Source organism: Dactylosporangium sp. NPDC051541, assembly GCF_044454505.1.
Taxonomy (GTDB): domain Bacteria; phylum Actinomycetota; class Actinomycetes; order Mycobacteriales; family Micromonosporaceae; genus Dactylosporangium.
Map to the genome: position 1 here is coordinate 173,813 of NZ_JBITDU010000002.1, position 15,231 is coordinate 189,043.

Here is a 15,231-nt window from a genome sequence, read left to right on the forward strand (position 1 = left end):
CCGTGACAGAAGTTCGGCGTGTGCTTGACGGACGGATACCTCGGATGTTCACTCTTACGTCGAGGGTCGCCGATCCATGGGCGGAGCCACCGCCGTGGGCTCGGGGACTCCCGGGGTGCCGTGACGCCGACGCGGCACCCCGGATCTCACTCAGCCGTTGACGAGGTCGAACTTCTCCCAAGGGCCAATGGCGTCCCGGTTGGCGATCAGTGGATTGGCTCCGGCGCTCTCGGCCGTCACGTACTTGCTGTTGACCGTGGCTTGGAGGCTCACACTGTTGTCGCTGTTGCGAATCAGCCTGAACGTCTCCCACGAACCGGCCTGAGCCCGGTTGGCGATCAGCGGGTTGGCGCCCGCGTTCTCGGCGCAGACGAACTGGCCGTTGACCCGGGCCTTGAGCGCCACCAGGCCGCCGCCCAGGTCGACGACGTCGAACTGCTCCGCGGTGCCGATGGTGGTCTTGCTGGCGATGAGCGGGGCGGTACCGCCGCTGTCGGCCGTCACGTAGCGGGTGTTGGCCTGCGCCCGCAGTGCCTGACCGGCCGGCGGGGGCGTCGTGCCGCCGGTGGAACCGAGCGTGGAGGCGGTGCCCGGCAGCGTCTTCCGGCCCTGGTTGGCCGTCCCGGTCAGCGTGGTGCGGGTGTATGCCGACAGTGGTTTCGCCGTGCGCTCCACGACGTACACGGTGTTCGCGGCGGTGGCGAACGTGACCTCACCGGCGGTGGTGGTGGCCAGGATCGCGCCGTCGGAGACGCGGCGGACGCGCAGCTCCTGCCCGCTCCACGGGTTCACCACCCGGGCCTGCTTGCCGTACAAACTCTTCAGTCCGATGTATTTGGTCTCGTTGCCCTCCCGCTCGGCGGTGACGAGGAAGCCGTCCTTGGCCAGGAGCGTGAACTTGCCGGTGAAGTTCGCGTCGTTCGGCGCGGCCGGGAAGACGCGGATCTTGTCGTTGTAGGACTGCATGAGCGCCTCGTTGGTGGCGGCGAGGTGCACGCCGAGGTACTCGAAGACGCCGTTGGTGTTGTTGGTCATGCCGTTGGGGTAGTTCTGGTAGCGCTGCAGCATCAGCTTCATCCCGGACAGCGCCTGGTCGCCCAGGCCCAGCCGGGCCGCCTGCACGGCGTCGTTGGCCCACACGTTGCTGTACGGGTTGGGCCGCGTGTTCCAGCTGTTGAGGGCCGTGGAATAGTCGGCGGCGCCGATGCCGGTCAGGTCGTAGGGCCAGATCAGCTCCGACGTCACGTTCTCGCCGTTGCGCTGCTGGGCCGGGGCCGGCGGGTCGTGCGGCAGCCACGCGCCGTTGCTCACCTTGTAGGGCTCGATGTTGTTGAGCACGTTCTGCCAGCCGGCCCGCAGACCCGCGTCGAGGCCGAGCTGGTTGCTCACCGCGATCGTCAGCGGGAAGATCAGCCGGACGGCGGCCAGGTCGGTGATCGCGTTCTTGACGTCCCAGTAGGTCTCGTGTGCGTTGGAGCTGGCCATGAAGTAGCGGCCGGTGCTCGGGTCGCGGGACAGCTTGGCCTGGTAGAACTTCACGACCTCGCGCATGAACGGATATGCGGTCGCCTGCAGGTAGGCCGTGTCGTTCGTGTAGCGGTACTGCAGGTACATGTTGTAGGCGGCCTCGGTGCCGGTCGAGTAGATGTCGTTGACGAAGTCCGAGCCGACCGTGCCGCGCGCGTTGCCGTCCCAGCCCATCGTCTCCGGCGTCCAGATGCCGTCGATGGCGTACCGCGTCTGCGTGAGCGACTTCAAGGCGGCGTAGTTGCGGCTGTAGAGCTTGTTCTCGGTGGCGAAGACGTCGACGTGGTTGGAGGCGAGCAACGAGTTGTAGACGTCGCGCTGGTTCCAGTACCAGTAGCCGTTGCTCCACTTCGTGTTGTCCTGCGTCGCCCGGAACACGCCGTTGATGAAGTGGAACGGGTAGTTGCCGTGGCCGCCCGCGGCGATCATGTAGGTGGCCAGGTAGTAGACGTTCTCGAGGTAGTCGCCGGTGCCGGCGGCGCCCGAGTACTGCACGAAGGACTTCTGCCAGAACGCGTGCCACCAGCTGCGGTAGTTGTTCGCGGCGGTCAGGTAGCCGGTGCTCTTCGCCGCGGCCAGCTGGCTGCGGGCGGCGGCGAGGGAGTCGCGGTTGGCCGCGTTGATCCGGCTCGCGGCCGTGAACCAGATCGTGTAGCTCGCCGTCGGGGTGATGTTCAGCCGCACCTGGCGGCCGCCGACGACCTGCGTCGTGTACGCGGCCCCTTCGACGGTCGCGGCCAGGGTGTAGCCGAAGCCGCCGGGGTCGTTCTGGCCGCGACTGAACCCGGCGACACCGCTGTCGGCGAACGTGCTGATCTGCTTCCAGGTGTCCAGGTTGGGCACGTCCCCGCTGTTGGTGACCGTCGCCGGGTCCCACATGCTCAGGTCCAGGGTCGTGGTGGCGAGGCCGGTGCGGGCGTCCTCGACGTGCAGGCCCATGACCTCCGTGCCGGGCACACCCAGTACCGTCACCGTGCGGTTGTTGTCGTACTTCGTGGTGAGCGTGCCGTCGTAGAGCGACAGCCGCTGCTGATAGGCGGTGGAGCCGCTGTCGAGGCCCGGATTGGTGTTGAGGTTGACCAGGCCCGCCGCGTAGGCCGACTGCTCCGAGAGGTCGGCCCCGGACACCTGCATGGTCAGGCCGTTGGCGCTCCACACCATGGCCCCGGTCTTGCCGTTGCCGACGGTCAGGCCGTAGAGCGGATTGGTCTGCGGGGTGTTGTAGACGATGTCATGCTTCGACAGGTAGCCGGCGTAGTCGACGTCGAGCGCACCGGTGGCGGGGTTGAACGCCTGGTCGGTGCCGGCGGCGGTGGCGACGCTGCCCGGCGTGACGGCGGCGGTGAGGGCGGCGACGGCCGCCAGGAGGGCGAGTCGGCGGATCTTGCCCACGCTGGTTCTCCTTCTGCATTGGCGCTCTGGCCCGCACCCGCCGAAAGCGCGAAGCCCTTGCGTGCAGTCAACATGGGAGGTTTGCGTTCGTCAATGGCCATCGGCGCCGGTTTTGTCAGCATTCATTGTGTCAGACATTGGATGGGTACATCATTCAGTTGCGGCCGGCCGCTGCCGATCGGAAGGGTATGCGTCGCTGGCGGATCACCACCCGGATTCTGCTGCTCGCCGTGATCGGCGTGCTCGTCTCGGCCGCGCTGCTCAGCACGGCCGTCATCGGCTTCGGCGCGCAGAACACCGCGGCCGCCGAGACCAGCACCCTCATGCGGCTGTCCCGGCTGGCCATGGAGGCCAAGTTCCGGGCCGCCGACATCGCCGGCTGGCAGACCGGCTACGCGTTCGACTTCGCCCGCGGTGTGCCGGGCGCCCTCGACGACACCGTCGGGCAGCGCAAGGAGTTCCTCGACTCCGCGGCCGCCCTCCGGCCCGTCTTCGCCGAACTCGCCGCGGGCACCCTGACCGCCGGTGAGCGTACGAAGCTGCAGCAGGCCACGACCGCCTTCGACACCTTCATGGCCATCGACGCCAAGATGATCCAGTTGTACCGCCAGGGCGCGCCCGCGGCCACGGCGACCGCCGACGACCTGGCCTCCGGCGACTCCATCGACGCCTTCAACGTGATGGCCACCGCCACCAACGGCATGGCCGCCGACGTCACCGCCCGCGGCCTCGCGGTCGCCGCGTCGGCCCAGCGCACCGCCGGCACCGGCCGCCGGACCGTATGGATCGCCGGGCTCGCCGGCCTGCTCCTCGCCGCGGCCGTCGCGGTCGCGGTGGTGGCCAGCATCGCCCGGCCGCTGCGGGCCCTGGACGCCCGGCTCACCGACATCGCCGACGGCGACGGCGACCTGACCGCCCGCCTCGAGGAGCACGGCCGCGACGAACTGGCCACGGTGGCGGCCTCGTTCAACCGGTTCGTGGCCGGCCTGGCCGACGCGATGCGCTCCGTCGACGACCGGGCGAAGGTCGTCGCCAGCCACTCCGGCGACCTGTCCGGCGTCTCCGCCGACCTGGCCGTCTCCGCCGAGTCGTCGGCGGCCCGGGCGGCCGCGGCGACGACCGCGACCGAGGACATCTCGCACAGCGTGCAGACGTTCGCGGCCGGGACCGAGGAGATGGGTCAGTCGATCGCCGCCATCTCGGCCAGCGCGCAGGAGGCGGCCGCGGTCGCCGTGGCCGCGCACGAGCTGGCCGGCACGGTCACCACGACGATGGCCCAGCTCGGCCGCTCGAGCCGGCAGATCGGCGAGATGGCCCAGGTGATCAGCGGCATCGCCCGGCAGACGAACCTCCTCGCGCTCAACGCGGGGATCGAGGCGGCCCGGGCGGGGGAGCTGGGCCGGGGGTTCGCGGTCGTCGCCGGTGAGGTCAAGGACCTGGCCACGGAGACGGCCCGGGCCACCGAGGACATCTCGGCCCGGATCACCGCCATCCAGGACGACACCGCCGGTGCGGCCGGGTCGATCGAGCGGATCGCCGAGGTGATCGGCCGGATCAACGACCTGCAGGTGACGATCGCGTCGGCGATCGAGGAGCAGAGCGCGACCACGGCCGACCTGTCCCGGACCATCACCGGCGTGGCCCTCAGCACCGACGAGGCCCGCCAGGACGTGGCCGCGGTCGCCGACGCCACGCGCGCCACCACGGTGACGGTCGCGGGCGTCGGCTCGGCCGCCGGCAGCCTGGCCCAGGTGTCGTCGGACCTCCGCGGCCTGGTGGGCCGGTTCCGTTACTGACTTCGTTTACCGATCGGCCAGGGACTTGCCGGTCTCGAGCAGGGACTTGAGGTCGGACAGGACCCAGGCCCAGCCGCCGCCGGCGCCCATCTCCTCGAACTCGCCGGCCATCAGGCGGGCCATGTTGGGGGCGTCGCTGAGCTCGTGGGTCACGGTGAGCGCGGTGACGCCGTCCTTGCCCTCCTTGAGCTCGTAGGTGAGCCGGGTGAACCCCTCGGCCGCCATGGTGGGGTCCATGAGCATGCGGAACGTCTGCACCAGCCTGTGCGGCGGGTCGACCTCGACGACCTCGCCGTCGGTGCCGATCTCGGGCGCGCCCATGGCGAGCATCCCGGCGTTGGACCGCCCGACGACCGCGCCGCCGGGCCGCAGGTCCAGCTCGGTCCGGCCGCGGAACCCGTAGCGGGCGGTCCACTCGGGCGTGGTGATGGCGTCCCAGACCTGCTTGGCCTCGGCCTTGATGTACACCTTGTAAACCTGTGTGCCGCTCATTCGTCGTCCTCCAGGGCATGCTTGAGATCGAGCAGGGCTCGGGCGTGGTCGGTGGTGTACTTGTCGATCCACCGGTCGTGGACCTGGCGGATCGGCACCGCGTTGAGGAAGTGCAGCTTCTCCCGGCCGCGGCGCCGGGTGACGACGAGGTTGGCCTCTTCCAGGACCTTGAGGTGTTTCATCACGCCGAACCGGGTCATGTCCGGCCGCTGCCCCTCCAGCTCGCTCAGCGTGCGGCCGTCACGCGCGAAGAGCAGGTCGAGCAGGAATCGCCGGGTCGGGTCGGCGAGCGCCTTGAAGACGCGGTCGTCGTCGTCCACGCTCCTTATTATGTGACCTCCTGGTCACATGTCAAGGTTCCTCCGCTGGCGCGCCGCGATCGCGGCCTGCATCCGGCTCTGGAGTCCCAGCTTGGCCAGAATGCGGCTCACGTGAGTTTTCGTGGTCGCCTCCGCGATGCCGAGCCGGGCCGCGATGGCCGCGTTGGACAGACCCTCGCCGAGGCACTCCAGGACCTCGCGTTCCCGGGCGGTCAGGAGTCCGATCGGCACGGCCACCGGCGCCGACTCGCGCACCGGGCCGGCGAACGCGCCCAGGACCCGGCGGGTGACGGCCGGCGCCACGACCCCGTCACCGCGGGCCACCGTCCGCACCGCGGCGACCAGCTCGTCGGCCGAGGCGTCCTTCAGCAGGAAGCCGGCGGCACCGGCGCGCAGGGCCCCGAAGAGGTACTCGTCCAGGTCGAACGTGGTCAGGGCGAGCACGCCGGTGACGCCGTTGCGGGTCAGCTCCCGGGTGGCGGCGACACCGTCGAGGCGTGGCATCCGCAGGTCCATCAGCACCACGTCGGGCCGCAGCCGCAGCCCCAGCTCGACCGCCGCGGCGCCGTCGCCGGCCTCGCCCACGACCTCGATGTCGGGGTGCGAGTTGAGGATCAGCACGAGCCCCGCGCGTACCGCCGGCTGGTCGTCCACAACGATCACCCGCACGGGAGCCTCGCCTCGACGACCCACTGACCGCCGCACGGGCCGGCCGTCAGCTCCCCGCCGAGCAGCGCCGCCCGTTCGCGCATCCCGATCAGCCCGGCGCCGTCGTTGACCGCGCGCCCCGGAATCACCCCCGAGGCGACCCGCACCGTGACGGCCTTCGGCCCGCCGCCGACGTCGACCGTGACCGGCCCGCCGTCCCCGTGCTTGAGGGCGTTGGTGAGGGACTCCTGGATGATCCGGTAGGCGGCCAGGTCGACACTCACCGGCACGTCCCCGGGGCCGAGGTCCACCGCGAGCCGGACCGGCAGCCCGGCCCGTTTGGCGAGGTCGTCGAGGGCGGTGAGCCCGCCCGGCGCGTTGTCGGGCAGCGCCGCCGGATCGCGCAGGAACCCCACCATCCGCCGCATCTCGGCGAGGCCCTGGACGCTGTTCTCCCGGATGACCGACAGCGCCCGCTTCGTGCCGTCGGCCCCGAGATCGGCGGAGAGGGCGGCCGTGGCGTGGATGGCGACGGCGCTGAGATGGTTGGCGATCACGTCGTGCAGCTCCCGCGCCATCCCGGCCCGCTCGGCCGCGACCGCGTTGGCCCGGTCGGCCGCCGCCAGCCGCGCGACCTGCTCCGCCGACCGCCGCGCGGTCTCGGCCTGGTCCCGATGGTGGCGCACATGCGACCCGGTCAGGATCGGCACGACGGTCACGAGCGCGAGCAACACTCCGAGCCCGACCGCCTGCACGTCGCGGATGACGACCAGGCACACGATCGCGGTGACGACGGACCCGACGACACTGGTGGCGAGCAGCACCTTCGCCAGCCGGGCACTACCGTGCAGGCAGGCGTCGTAGAGCACCTGCGTGTAGACCAGCGGCGTGGCCAGCGAAGGTCCGATGACCACATCCCCGGCCACGGCCACCGTCCCGACGAGCACCGACGTGACGGGCGCACCGCGCCGCAGCAACAGGGCCGAGCAGCACACGACCAGCGGCACGAACAACCACCGGGCGTCGACCCGCGCCTGATACTGCCCCGTGAAGAACATGAGCGCGCCGGCCGCCAGCCCGCTCCCGGCCAGCACCCGGTCAACCGTCCGCCCACGCACCCCACGATGGTTGCATCCTTCGCGATCAGGCGACATGCGACCAACGATGTACGCGGCCGCTCCTCAGCCGGCCAGCAGGACGGCCAGGACCTCGGCGATCAGGGCGGTGACCAGCAGGCTGACCGCGGTGTGCAGGTATCGCGCCTTGCGCTGGCCGACGTCGTGGGCCACCGCCCACAGCGCCAGGCGGGTCGCGGTCGTCTTCGCGAGAGGGTCGTCGCCGGGGTGGCCCCATCGCGCCCAGACCTCGTCCGGCAGCGTGGCCGGGTTGATGGTCCGGGTCCGCCACGCGGCGCCGGTCTGCGCGGCGACGGCGGCCGCGACGAGCAGGAAGAGGACGGCCAGGACGGCCAGGACGGCGGCCGGGGCCGAGACGTCCGGCGGGTCCGACGCCCGCAGCAGGAGCAGCCAGCCCAGCTGGCTCAGCAGCAGCACGGCGGCGACGGTGACGACGGCGAAGGCCCGCGCGTCGAGGCTGCGGTCGCGCCGCTCCTCGGTCGCGAGGAGGTCCCGGATCAGCGCGGCGTACTCGGCGCCGGCGGCCGTGGCCGCGGGCGGCGCCGGGGCCAGCACCGCCGGGTGGCCGAACGAGGTGTGGTTGGTGCCGGCGATCGAGGCATCGGTCGGGGTCGACATGGCTGCATTGTGGGGTATCGGGGGAAGCGCGGGTGCGACCAAGGATGTAGAGGAACCGTCAGCGGTGGCGACGTAATCGGGGGTTGCGGGCGCGAGGCTCGTAGGCATGTTGATTGCTTGGATCGTCGGGTGCGAGATCGCGTTCTGGGTGGTGCTGGCGGCCGGGCTCAGTGCCCGGTATCTGTTGCGGCGCAAGCGGCTCGGGGCCGTGCTGCTCGCCCTCACGGCCGTTGTCGACCTCGTGCTGCTCATCGTGTCCGCCATCGATCTGCGGGGTGGGGGAGTGGCCGGGCGGGCGCATGCCGTCGCGGCGGTGTTCCTCGGGTTCTCCGTCGCGTTCGGGCGCTCGATGATCAGGTGGGCGGATGTCCGGTTCGCGCATCGGTTCGCCGGGGGGCCGCCGCCGCGCGTTGTGCCGAAGCGGGGGCCCGAACGGGTCCGGTACGAGTGGCGGGAGTGGGGTAAGGCGGTCGTCGCCGGCGCCGTGGCGGTGGCGCTGTTGCAGGGCGGGCGGGCCTGGATCGGGGATGACGAGCGGACCGAGGCGTTGCAGGGGATGACGCGGTTCGTGGGGTTTGCGCTGGTGGTCTGGCTGCTGGGGTGGCCGGTGTGGGTTTCTGTGGTTCAACTCTTGACTGCCCACACAATCGGGCGTAAACAAAACACAAGCAAAACGAAACGGCGGTGAAACCACATCATGTACGCCGAGGAGCGGCAGCAGGCGATCGTCCGGATCGCCCGTGAGCAGGGGCGGGTCGAGGTGGCCGGGCTCGCCGACGAGCTCAACGTCACGTCGGAGACCATCCGGCGGGACCTGACCTCGCTGGAGCGGGCCGGGGTGCTGCGGCGGGTGCACGGCGGGGCCATCCCCGTCGAGCGGATCGGGTTCGAGCCCGCGCTCGCCACCCGCGACGCGGTGCTCGTGGAGGAGAAGGAGCGCATCGCCAAGCTGGCCCTCGCGGAGGTCCCCGAGGAAGGCGCGATCATCCTCGACGCCGGCACCACCACCGTCAAGCTCGCCAACCTGCTGCCCGCCGACCGGGAGCTGACCGTCGTGGTCAACTCGCCGGTCATCGCGACCGCACTGGGCACCCGCACCAACCTCAACGTGCTGCTGCTCGGCGGGCGGCTGCGGGGCAAGACCCTGGCCACCGTCGATGACTGGTCGCTGCGACCCCTGGCCGACCTGTACGTCGACGTCGCCTTCGTCGGCACGAACGGCATCTCCGTCGAGCGCGGGCTCACCACGCCCGACCCGGCCGAGGCGGCGGTGAAGCGGGCGATGATCCGCGCCGCCCGCCGCACCGTCCTGCTCGCCGACCACACCAAGCTCGGCAACGACTACCTGGCCCGGTTCGGCGAGCTGGCCGACCTGGACCTGCTCATCACCGACAGCCGCGCCGACTCCGACCTCGTCGGCGACATCGAGGGTGCCGGTGTCAGGGTGGTCCGAGCATGATCGTCACCGTCACCTTGAACCCGAGCCTGGACCGGGCCATGGACATCGGGCGGTTGAGCCGGGGTGAGGTCATCCGGGCCACCGCCGCCCACCTCGACCCCGGCGGCAAAGGGGTCAACGTCTCCCGGGCCCTCCTGGCCAACGGCGTGCCCTCCGTCGCCGTCCTGCCCTGTGGTGGGGACGAGGGTAGCCAGCTGGTGCGGCTGCTCAAGGCCGAAGGTGTGGAAGTTCTGGCCATCCCGATCGCCGGGCGGACCCGCTCCAACATCACCCTGGCCGAGCCCGACGGCACCGTCACGAAGGTCAACGAGCCCGGGCCGGCGCTGGTCGGCGCCGAGTTCGACGAGATCACCGACCGGGTCCTGGCCCGGGCCGGGTCCGCGGACTGGGTGGTGCTGTGCGGCAGCGTGCCGCCGGGGCTGCCCGCCGACGCATACGCCCAGCTGTGCCGCCGCCTCAGCGCGGCCGGCATCCGGGTCGCCGTCGACACCAGCGGCCCGGCGCTGCGTGAGGCCGCGGCCGCCGGGGCGACACTGCTCAAACCCAACCGCGACGAGCTCGCCGAAGTGGTCGGGGCCCCCCTCGCCGACCTCGGCGACGTCGTCGCCGCCGCCCAGCAGTTGCGCGCCTGGGGCGCGCAGACGGTCCTCGCGAGCCTCGGCGCCGACGGGGCCGTGCTCGTCGACGCCGACGGTGTCGTCACCGGCACGTGCCCGGTCACCCGCCCGCGCAGCACCGTCGGCGCCGGCGACGCACTCCTCGCCGGCTTCCTGGCCGCCGGGGCCCGCGGCGCGGCCGCCCTCGCCGAAGGTCTCGCCTGGGGCGCGGCCGCGGTCAGCCTGCCCGGCAGCAGGATGCCCGGCCCCGCCGACCTGATCCGCCACAACGTCACCATCCACCCCCGACCGGACGAGCTCCGCCCGCTGCTCTCCGGCCCGTCCTCCTGAAGGAGACACCCCGATGTCGAGCTACACACCCCAAGTCACCGGCTCGGGTTTCCGAGCCTCCGTCCAGCGCGTCGGCGGCTACCTCGCGGCGATGGTGATGCCCAACATCGGCGCGTTCATCGCCTGGGGTCTCATCACCGCCCTGTTCATCCCCACCGGCTGGATCCCCAACAAGCACATCGCCGAGCTCGTCGGCCCGATGATCACGGTGCTGCTGCCGCTGCTGATCGGCTACACGGGCGGCCGGCTCGTGCACGGCCAGCGCGGCGCGGTCGTCGGTGCGGTCGCCACGATGGGCATCGTGGTCGGCGCCGACGTGCCGATGTTCCTGGGCGCCATGATGATCGGCCCGCTGACGGCCTACATCCTCAAGCTGTGGGACGGTCTGGTCGAGAACCGCATCCGGCCCGGCTTCGAGATGCTCGTCGACAACTTCAGCGCCGGCATCATCGGCGGCGCGATGGCCGTCGGCGGCCTCTACGGCATCGGGCCGGTCGTCGAGTGGCTGACGAAGCGGGCCGGCGACGGCGCCAACTGGCTCGTCTCCCACGACCTGCTCCCGCTGACCTCGATCGTCGTCGAGCCGGCGAAGGTGCTGTTCCTGAACAACGCCATCAACCACGGCGTGTTCGGCCCGCTCGGTGTCGCCGAGGCGGCCGACAAGGGCAAGTCGATCCTGTTCATGATCGAGTCGAACCCCGGCCCGGGCCTCGGCCTGCTGCTCGCGTTCTTCCTGTTCGGCCCGCGCAACCTGCGCCCGAGCGTGCCGGCCGCGATCATCGTGCAGTTCCTCGGCGGCATCCACGAGATCTACTTCCCGTACGTGCTCATGAAGCCGAAGCTGATCCTGGCCATGATCTGCGGCGGCGCCGCCGGTGTCGGCACCTTCATGATCACCGGGGCCGGTCTGGTCGCCACCCCGTCGCCGGGCAGCATCTTCGCCTACATGGCGGTCACACCCAAGGGCGGCTACTTCGTCGTGCTGCTCGGCATCGTCATCGCCGCCGCGGTCACCTTCGCGGTCGCGTCGCTCCTGCTGGGCTTCGGGCGCAACGAACCGGCGGAGGACGAGGCCATCGGCCCCGACGAGGAGACCGTCGTCAACCCGGATGAGGCCGAGAACGTCGCGGCCAAGCTGTCCCGCCAGGAGGCTTAGAGCCAATGCCCACGATCAACGGTACCGAAATCAAGAAGGTCGTCGTCGCGTGTGACGCCGGCATGGGCAGCAGTGTCATGCTCGCCAGCCAGCTGAAGCGCCAGCTCGCCAAGAACGAGGTGACCGTCGAACACACCCCGGTGAACTCGATCCCGGCCGACGCCGACGTCGTGCTGTGCCACAAGGGGCTCGCGGCCCGGGCCCGGGTCAGCGCGCCGGACAAGGTGATCATCCCGTTCCAGGTGTTCATCGGCGACCCCGCGGTGGCCAAGGTCGTGCAGGTGGTGCAGCGCGGCGGTGAACTCAGTGGGTGACCTGCTCGCCCGCGACGCGATCCGGCTCGGCGAACGGGCCGGATCGCGCGAGGAGGCCATCCGCCGCTGCGGCGCGGTGCTCGTCGAGATCGGGGCGGTGGCCCCCTCCTACATCGAGGCGATGCTCGAGCGCGAGCAGAGCGTCTCGACGTACATCGGGGAGGGCGTCGCGATCCCGCACGGCACCCTCAACAGCAAGGAGACCGTCGTGCGGGACGCCCTGGCGGTGGTCTCCTTCCCCGACGGCGTCGACTGGGGCGGCGAGGACGTGCGCGTGTGCGTCGCGATCGCCGCCGCCGGCGACGGGCACGTGGACATCCTCTCCGCGCTCGCCGAGATCCTGATGGAGCCCGACGACGCCGCCCGGCTGCGCGCGGCGAGCACCGCGGACGAAGTACTCGAACTGCTGGTTTTGGAGAAGTCGTGAGAGTTGTACGGTTCCATGCCCCCGGTGACGTCCGCATCGAGGACGCGCCCGAGCCGGCACCGGGCCCCGGTGACGTCAAGATCCGGGTGCGGGCGTGCTCGACGTGCGGTACCGACGTCAAGATCTTGAACTTCGGCCACCATCACATCGTGCCGCCCCGCGTCATGGGCCACGAGATCGCCGGTGAGGTCGTCGAGGTCGGCGCGGACGTCACCGGCTGGCAGGCCGGCGACCGGGTCCAGGTCATCGCCGCGATCCCGTGCGGGACCTGCGGCGAGTGCCGGCGGGGCCGGATGACCGTCTGCCCCAACCAGGTGTCGATGGGCTACCACTTCGACGGCGGCTTCGCCGAGTACATGATCGTGCCGCCGAACGTCCTGAACGTCGACGGGCTCAACCGCATCCCGGAGGGGCTGAGCTTCGCCGAGGCGTCCGTCGCCGAACCCCTCGCGTGCGTGCTCAACGGCCAGAACCTGGCCGGCGTCGGCGCGGGCGACGACGTGGTCGTGATGGGCTCCGGCCCGATCGGGTGCCTGCACGTGCGGCTGGCCCGGGCCCGCGGCGCCGCCCGCGTGTTCCTGGTCGACCTCAACCGGGAGCGGCTCGACCTGGCCGCCGACCTGGTCCAGCCGGACGCCGCCATCTGCGGTGCGGAGGTGGACGTCGTCGACACCGTCATGAAGCTCACCGAGGGCCGCGGCGCCGACGTCGTCATCACCGCCGCCGCGGCCGGTGCCGCCCAGGAGCAGGCCGTGCAGATGACCGCCCGGCAGGGCCGGATCAGCTTCTTCGGCGGCCTGCCCAAGGACAAGCCGATCATCGCGCTGGACTCCAACCTCGTGCACTACCGCGAGCTGACGATCGTCGGCGCCAACGGCTCCAGCCCCGCGCACAACAAGGAGGCGCTGCGGCTCATCGCCGACGGTGCCGTCCCCGTCAACGACCTCATCACCCACCGTCTGCCGTTGCAGGACGCGCTCGACGCGTTCGGCATCGTCGCCCGCGGCGAGGCGATCAAGGTGACAATCGAACCTTAGGAGAGGTGTCCTGTGCCCACCCGGACCGTTGTCGTCGGCTCGTCCAGCGGCCTGCACGCCCGCCCCGCCGCCCTGTTCGTCGCCGCCGCGGCGAAGCAGCCCGTGCCCGTGACCATCAGCACCGAAGGGGCCAGGAAGCCGGTACCGGCCCGTAGCATGCTCGGTGTGCTGTCACTGGGCGCCAAGCAGGGGACCGAGGTCACCCTCGCCGCCGACGGCGACGGCGCCGAGGCCGCCCTCGACGAGCTGGCCGAGCTCCTGGCCCGTGACCTGGACGCCCCCGATGCCTGAGCTGCGGGGGATCGGCGTCTCCCCGGGCCGGGCGGCCGGCCCGGTCCTGCACCTGGCCCCGCCACCGTCCCTGCCGGCCCCGTCGGCGGTGACCTCCGCAGAAGCCGAGAAGGATTCGGTACGTGCTGCGGTCGCATCGGTCGCCGCCGAACTCGAACGCCGGGCTGCCGCCGCGGCCGACGAGACCGTCGCGGAGGTGCTGCGGGCGCAGGTCCTGATGGCCACCGACGAGATGCTGGCCGACGCGGCGTTCGACCTGATCGACGCCGGGTCCGCGGCACCGCACGCGCTGGCGGCGGCCCTGGCCGAGCACCGCGCCGCGTTCGAGGCGGCCGGGGGTTATCTCGCCGAGCGGGTCGCCGATCTCGACGATCTCCGCGACCGCCTGGTTGCCGCTTGTCTCGGCCTGCCCATGCCGGGGATTCCGTCGCCCGGGCATCCGTTCATTCTCGTCGCCCGGGACCTGGCTCCGGCTGATACCGCGGGGCTCGATCCGGCGGTGGTGCTCGCTCTCGTTACCGCTGAGGGTGGACCCACGTCCCACACCGCGATCCTCGCGCGCACGCTCGGGATCCCGGCCGTGGTGCGCTGCGCTGACATTTCGGATTTGTCGGATTTGTCCATCGTCTCGGTCGACGGGTCGAGTGGCTCTGTGGCCACAGGGCTTTCCGTCGACGAAGCCGACGCCGTCAACGGGGCGGAAGCGGAGAAGCGGGCACATCGGGCGGGTTCAACGGGACCGGGTCGGACCGCCGACGGGCATCCGGTGGCGCTGCTGGGCAACATCGGGTCGGCCAGGGACCTGACCACCGAGGTCGAGGGGGTCGGGCTGTTCCGGACCGAGCTGCTGTACCTCGACCGCGCCGACGCCCCCACCGAGCAGGAGCAGGTCGCCGCCTACACCGCGGTGTTCCAGGCCCTGCCCGGCAAGAAGGTCGTGGTCCGCACCCTCGACGCGGGCGCCGACAAGCCCCTGCCGTTCCTGAAGATGGCCGACGAACCCAACCCCGCCCTGGGCGTCCGCGGGCTGCGCATCGCCCGGCGGACCCCGTCCGTCCTGGCCACCCAGCTCGCCGCGATCGCCACGGCCGCGGCCGCCGCCGAGGCCGACGTGTGGGTGATGGCCCCGATGGTCGCCACCGCCGCCGAGGCCACCGGGTTCGCCGACGCCTGCCGGGCCCACGGGCTGCCCACGGCCGGCGTGATGATCGAGATCCCGGCCGCGGCCCTGCGCGCCCCGGCCATTCTGCGCGACGTCGACTTCCTGAGCCTCGGCACCAACGACCTGAGCCAGTACACGTTCGCCGCCGACCGCATGTGCGGCGACCTGGCCGAGCTGCTCGACCCGTGGCAGCCGGCCCTGATCGCGCTCATCGCCGCCTGCGCCACCGCCGGGCAGGAGGCGGGCAAGCCGGTCGGCGTGTGCGGCGAGTCGGCCGCCGACCCGGACTTCGCGCTGGTCCTGACCGGTCTGGGCATCTCCAGCCTGTCCATGGCCCCGCGGAGCATCCCGGCCGTCCGCGAGTCCCTCGCCGCGCACACCCTCGACGAGTGCCGCCAGATCGCGAAGGCCGCGCTCGCCGCCGACACCCCCGAGGCCGCGCGAGCCGCCGTCCGCCGCACCGCCTGACGAGCACCGCCTGACGGGCACCGCCTGACCACAACGCCCGG

General features: G+C 71.5%; 16 protein-coding genes. 10 read left to right on the forward strand and 6 right to left on the reverse strand.

Annotated features, from left to right (window positions below):
- Positions 1-150 precede the first annotated feature (150 nt).
- Positions 151-2,919, reverse strand: a complete 2,769-nt coding sequence (locus tag ACIA8L_RS08905; protein WP_395902099.1) for a fascin domain-containing protein — start codon at positions 2,917-2,919, stop codon at positions 151-153.
- Between the two features lie 188 nt (positions 2,920-3,107).
- Here ACIA8L_RS08905 and ACIA8L_RS08910 point away from each other — a divergent pair, with 188 nt between their 5' ends.
- Positions 3,108-4,715: a methyl-accepting chemotaxis protein gene (locus ACIA8L_RS08910; protein WP_395902101.1), complete on the forward strand. Its 1,608-nt coding sequence runs from the start codon at positions 3,108-3,110 to the stop codon at positions 4,713-4,715.
- A 6-nt stretch (positions 4,716-4,721) separates the two neighbouring features.
- Here the strand turns inward: ACIA8L_RS08910 and ACIA8L_RS08915 are convergent, their stop codons facing one another.
- The 5 genes from ACIA8L_RS08915 to ACIA8L_RS08935 form a co-directional block, all read right to left on the reverse strand.
- Positions 4,722-5,207 (reverse strand): SRPBCC domain-containing protein, encoded by a 486-nt coding sequence (locus ACIA8L_RS08915; protein ID WP_395902103.1) that lies wholly within the window; start codon positions 5,205-5,207, stop codon positions 4,722-4,724.
- Positions 5,204-5,527: an ArsR/SmtB family transcription factor gene (locus tag ACIA8L_RS08920; RefSeq protein ID WP_395902105.1), complete on the reverse strand. Its 324-nt coding sequence runs from the start codon at positions 5,525-5,527 to the stop codon at positions 5,204-5,206. Before ACIA8L_RS08920 ends, ACIA8L_RS08915 begins: the two co-directional genes overlap by 4 nt.
- 24 nt (positions 5,528-5,551) lie before the next feature.
- Positions 5,552-6,196 carry a response regulator gene (locus ACIA8L_RS08925; RefSeq protein ID WP_395902107.1) on the reverse strand — a complete coding sequence of 215 codons (645 nt, stop codon included), beginning with the start codon at positions 6,194-6,196 and terminating at the stop codon, positions 5,552-5,554.
- The gene (locus ACIA8L_RS08930) at positions 6,187-7,293 is read right to left on the reverse strand and encodes a sensor histidine kinase (protein WP_395902108.1); all 1,107 of its coding nucleotides are present in this window, start codon (positions 7,291-7,293) and stop codon (positions 6,187-6,189) included. The genes ACIA8L_RS08925 and ACIA8L_RS08930 overlap by 10 nt, the downstream gene beginning before the upstream one ends.
- Positions 7,294-7,356: 63 nt before the next feature.
- Positions 7,357-7,929, reverse strand: coding sequence for a hypothetical protein (locus tag ACIA8L_RS08935; RefSeq protein WP_395902110.1), 573 nt, complete (start codon positions 7,927-7,929; stop codon positions 7,357-7,359).
- Positions 7,930-8,035: 106 nt separating this feature from the next.
- Between ACIA8L_RS08935 and ACIA8L_RS08940 the strand changes: the two genes are divergently transcribed.
- From ACIA8L_RS08940 to ptsP, 9 genes are read left to right on the forward strand one after another with little or no spacing between them, the layout of a single operon-like run.
- Positions 8,036-8,617: a hypothetical protein gene (locus ACIA8L_RS08940; RefSeq protein ID WP_395902112.1), complete on the forward strand. Its 582-nt coding sequence runs from the start codon at positions 8,036-8,038 to the stop codon at positions 8,615-8,617.
- Positions 8,618-8,626: 9 nt separating this feature from the next.
- Positions 8,627-9,388 (forward strand): DeoR/GlpR family DNA-binding transcription regulator, encoded by a 762-nt coding sequence (locus tag ACIA8L_RS08945; protein ID WP_395902114.1) that lies wholly within the window; start codon positions 8,627-8,629, stop codon positions 9,386-9,388.
- Positions 9,385-10,335: a 1-phosphofructokinase gene (gene pfkB / locus ACIA8L_RS08950; protein ID WP_395902116.1), complete on the forward strand. Its 951-nt coding sequence runs from the start codon at positions 9,385-9,387 to the stop codon at positions 10,333-10,335. Before ACIA8L_RS08945 ends, pfkB begins: the two co-directional genes overlap by 4 nt.
- A 13-nt stretch (positions 10,336-10,348) precedes the next feature.
- A complete protein-coding gene (gene mtlA / locus ACIA8L_RS08955) occupies positions 10,349-11,491 on the forward strand; it encodes a mannitol-specific PTS transporter subunit IIC (protein ID WP_395902118.1) in 1,143 nt (380 codons plus the stop codon).
- A 5-nt stretch (positions 11,492-11,496) separates the two neighbouring features.
- The gene (locus ACIA8L_RS08960; RefSeq protein ID WP_395902120.1) at positions 11,497-11,805 is read left to right on the forward strand and encodes a PTS lactose transporter subunit IIB; all 309 of its coding nucleotides are present in this window, start codon (positions 11,497-11,499) and stop codon (positions 11,803-11,805) included.
- Positions 11,798-12,232 carry a PTS sugar transporter subunit IIA gene (locus tag ACIA8L_RS08965; protein WP_395902122.1) on the forward strand — a complete coding sequence of 145 codons (435 nt, stop codon included), beginning with the start codon at positions 11,798-11,800 and terminating at the stop codon, positions 12,230-12,232. The genes ACIA8L_RS08960 and ACIA8L_RS08965 overlap by 8 nt, the downstream gene beginning before the upstream one ends.
- On the forward strand, positions 12,229-13,269 hold the full coding sequence (locus tag ACIA8L_RS08970; protein WP_395902124.1) for a zinc-dependent dehydrogenase: 1,041 nt from the start codon (positions 12,229-12,231) through the stop codon (positions 13,267-13,269). The genes ACIA8L_RS08965 and ACIA8L_RS08970 overlap by 4 nt, the downstream gene beginning before the upstream one ends.
- Positions 13,270-13,281: 12 nt before the next feature.
- On the forward strand, positions 13,282-13,560 hold the full coding sequence (locus ACIA8L_RS08975; protein WP_395902126.1) for an HPr family phosphocarrier protein: 279 nt from the start codon (positions 13,282-13,284) through the stop codon (positions 13,558-13,560).
- Positions 13,553-15,190 (forward strand): phosphoenolpyruvate--protein phosphotransferase, encoded by a 1,638-nt coding sequence (gene ptsP / locus ACIA8L_RS08980; RefSeq protein WP_395902128.1) that lies wholly within the window; start codon positions 13,553-13,555, stop codon positions 15,188-15,190. The genes ACIA8L_RS08975 and ptsP overlap by 8 nt, the downstream gene beginning before the upstream one ends.
- The last annotated feature ends 41 nt before the right edge of the window (positions 15,191-15,231 follow it).

Coding starts and splice junctions, on each gene's coding strand:
- ACIA8L_RS08910 (WP_395902101.1), top strand. CDS start 3,108: ATGCGTCGCTGGCGGATCACCACCCGGATTCTGCTGCTCGCCGTGATC.
- ACIA8L_RS08915 (WP_395902103.1), bottom strand. CDS start 5,207: ATGAGCGGCACACAGGTTTACAAGGTGTACATCAAGGCCGAGGCCAAG.
- ACIA8L_RS08935 (WP_395902110.1), bottom strand. CDS start 7,929: ATGTCGACCCCGACCGATGCCTCGATCGCCGGCACCAACCACACCTCG.
- ACIA8L_RS08940 (WP_395902112.1), top strand. CDS start 8,036: ATGTTGATTGCTTGGATCGTCGGGTGCGAGATCGCGTTCTGGGTGGTG.
- ACIA8L_RS08945 (WP_395902114.1), top strand. CDS start 8,627: ATGTACGCCGAGGAGCGGCAGCAGGCGATCGTCCGGATCGCCCGTGAG.
- pfkB (WP_395902116.1), top strand. CDS start 9,385: ATGATCGTCACCGTCACCTTGAACCCGAGCCTGGACCGGGCCATGGAC.
- mtlA (WP_395902118.1), top strand. CDS start 10,349: ATGTCGAGCTACACACCCCAAGTCACCGGCTCGGGTTTCCGAGCCTCC.
- ACIA8L_RS08960 (WP_395902120.1), top strand. CDS start 11,497: ATGCCCACGATCAACGGTACCGAAATCAAGAAGGTCGTCGTCGCGTGT.
- ptsP (WP_395902128.1), top strand. CDS start 13,553: ATGCCTGAGCTGCGGGGGATCGGCGTCTCCCCGGGCCGGGCGGCCGGC.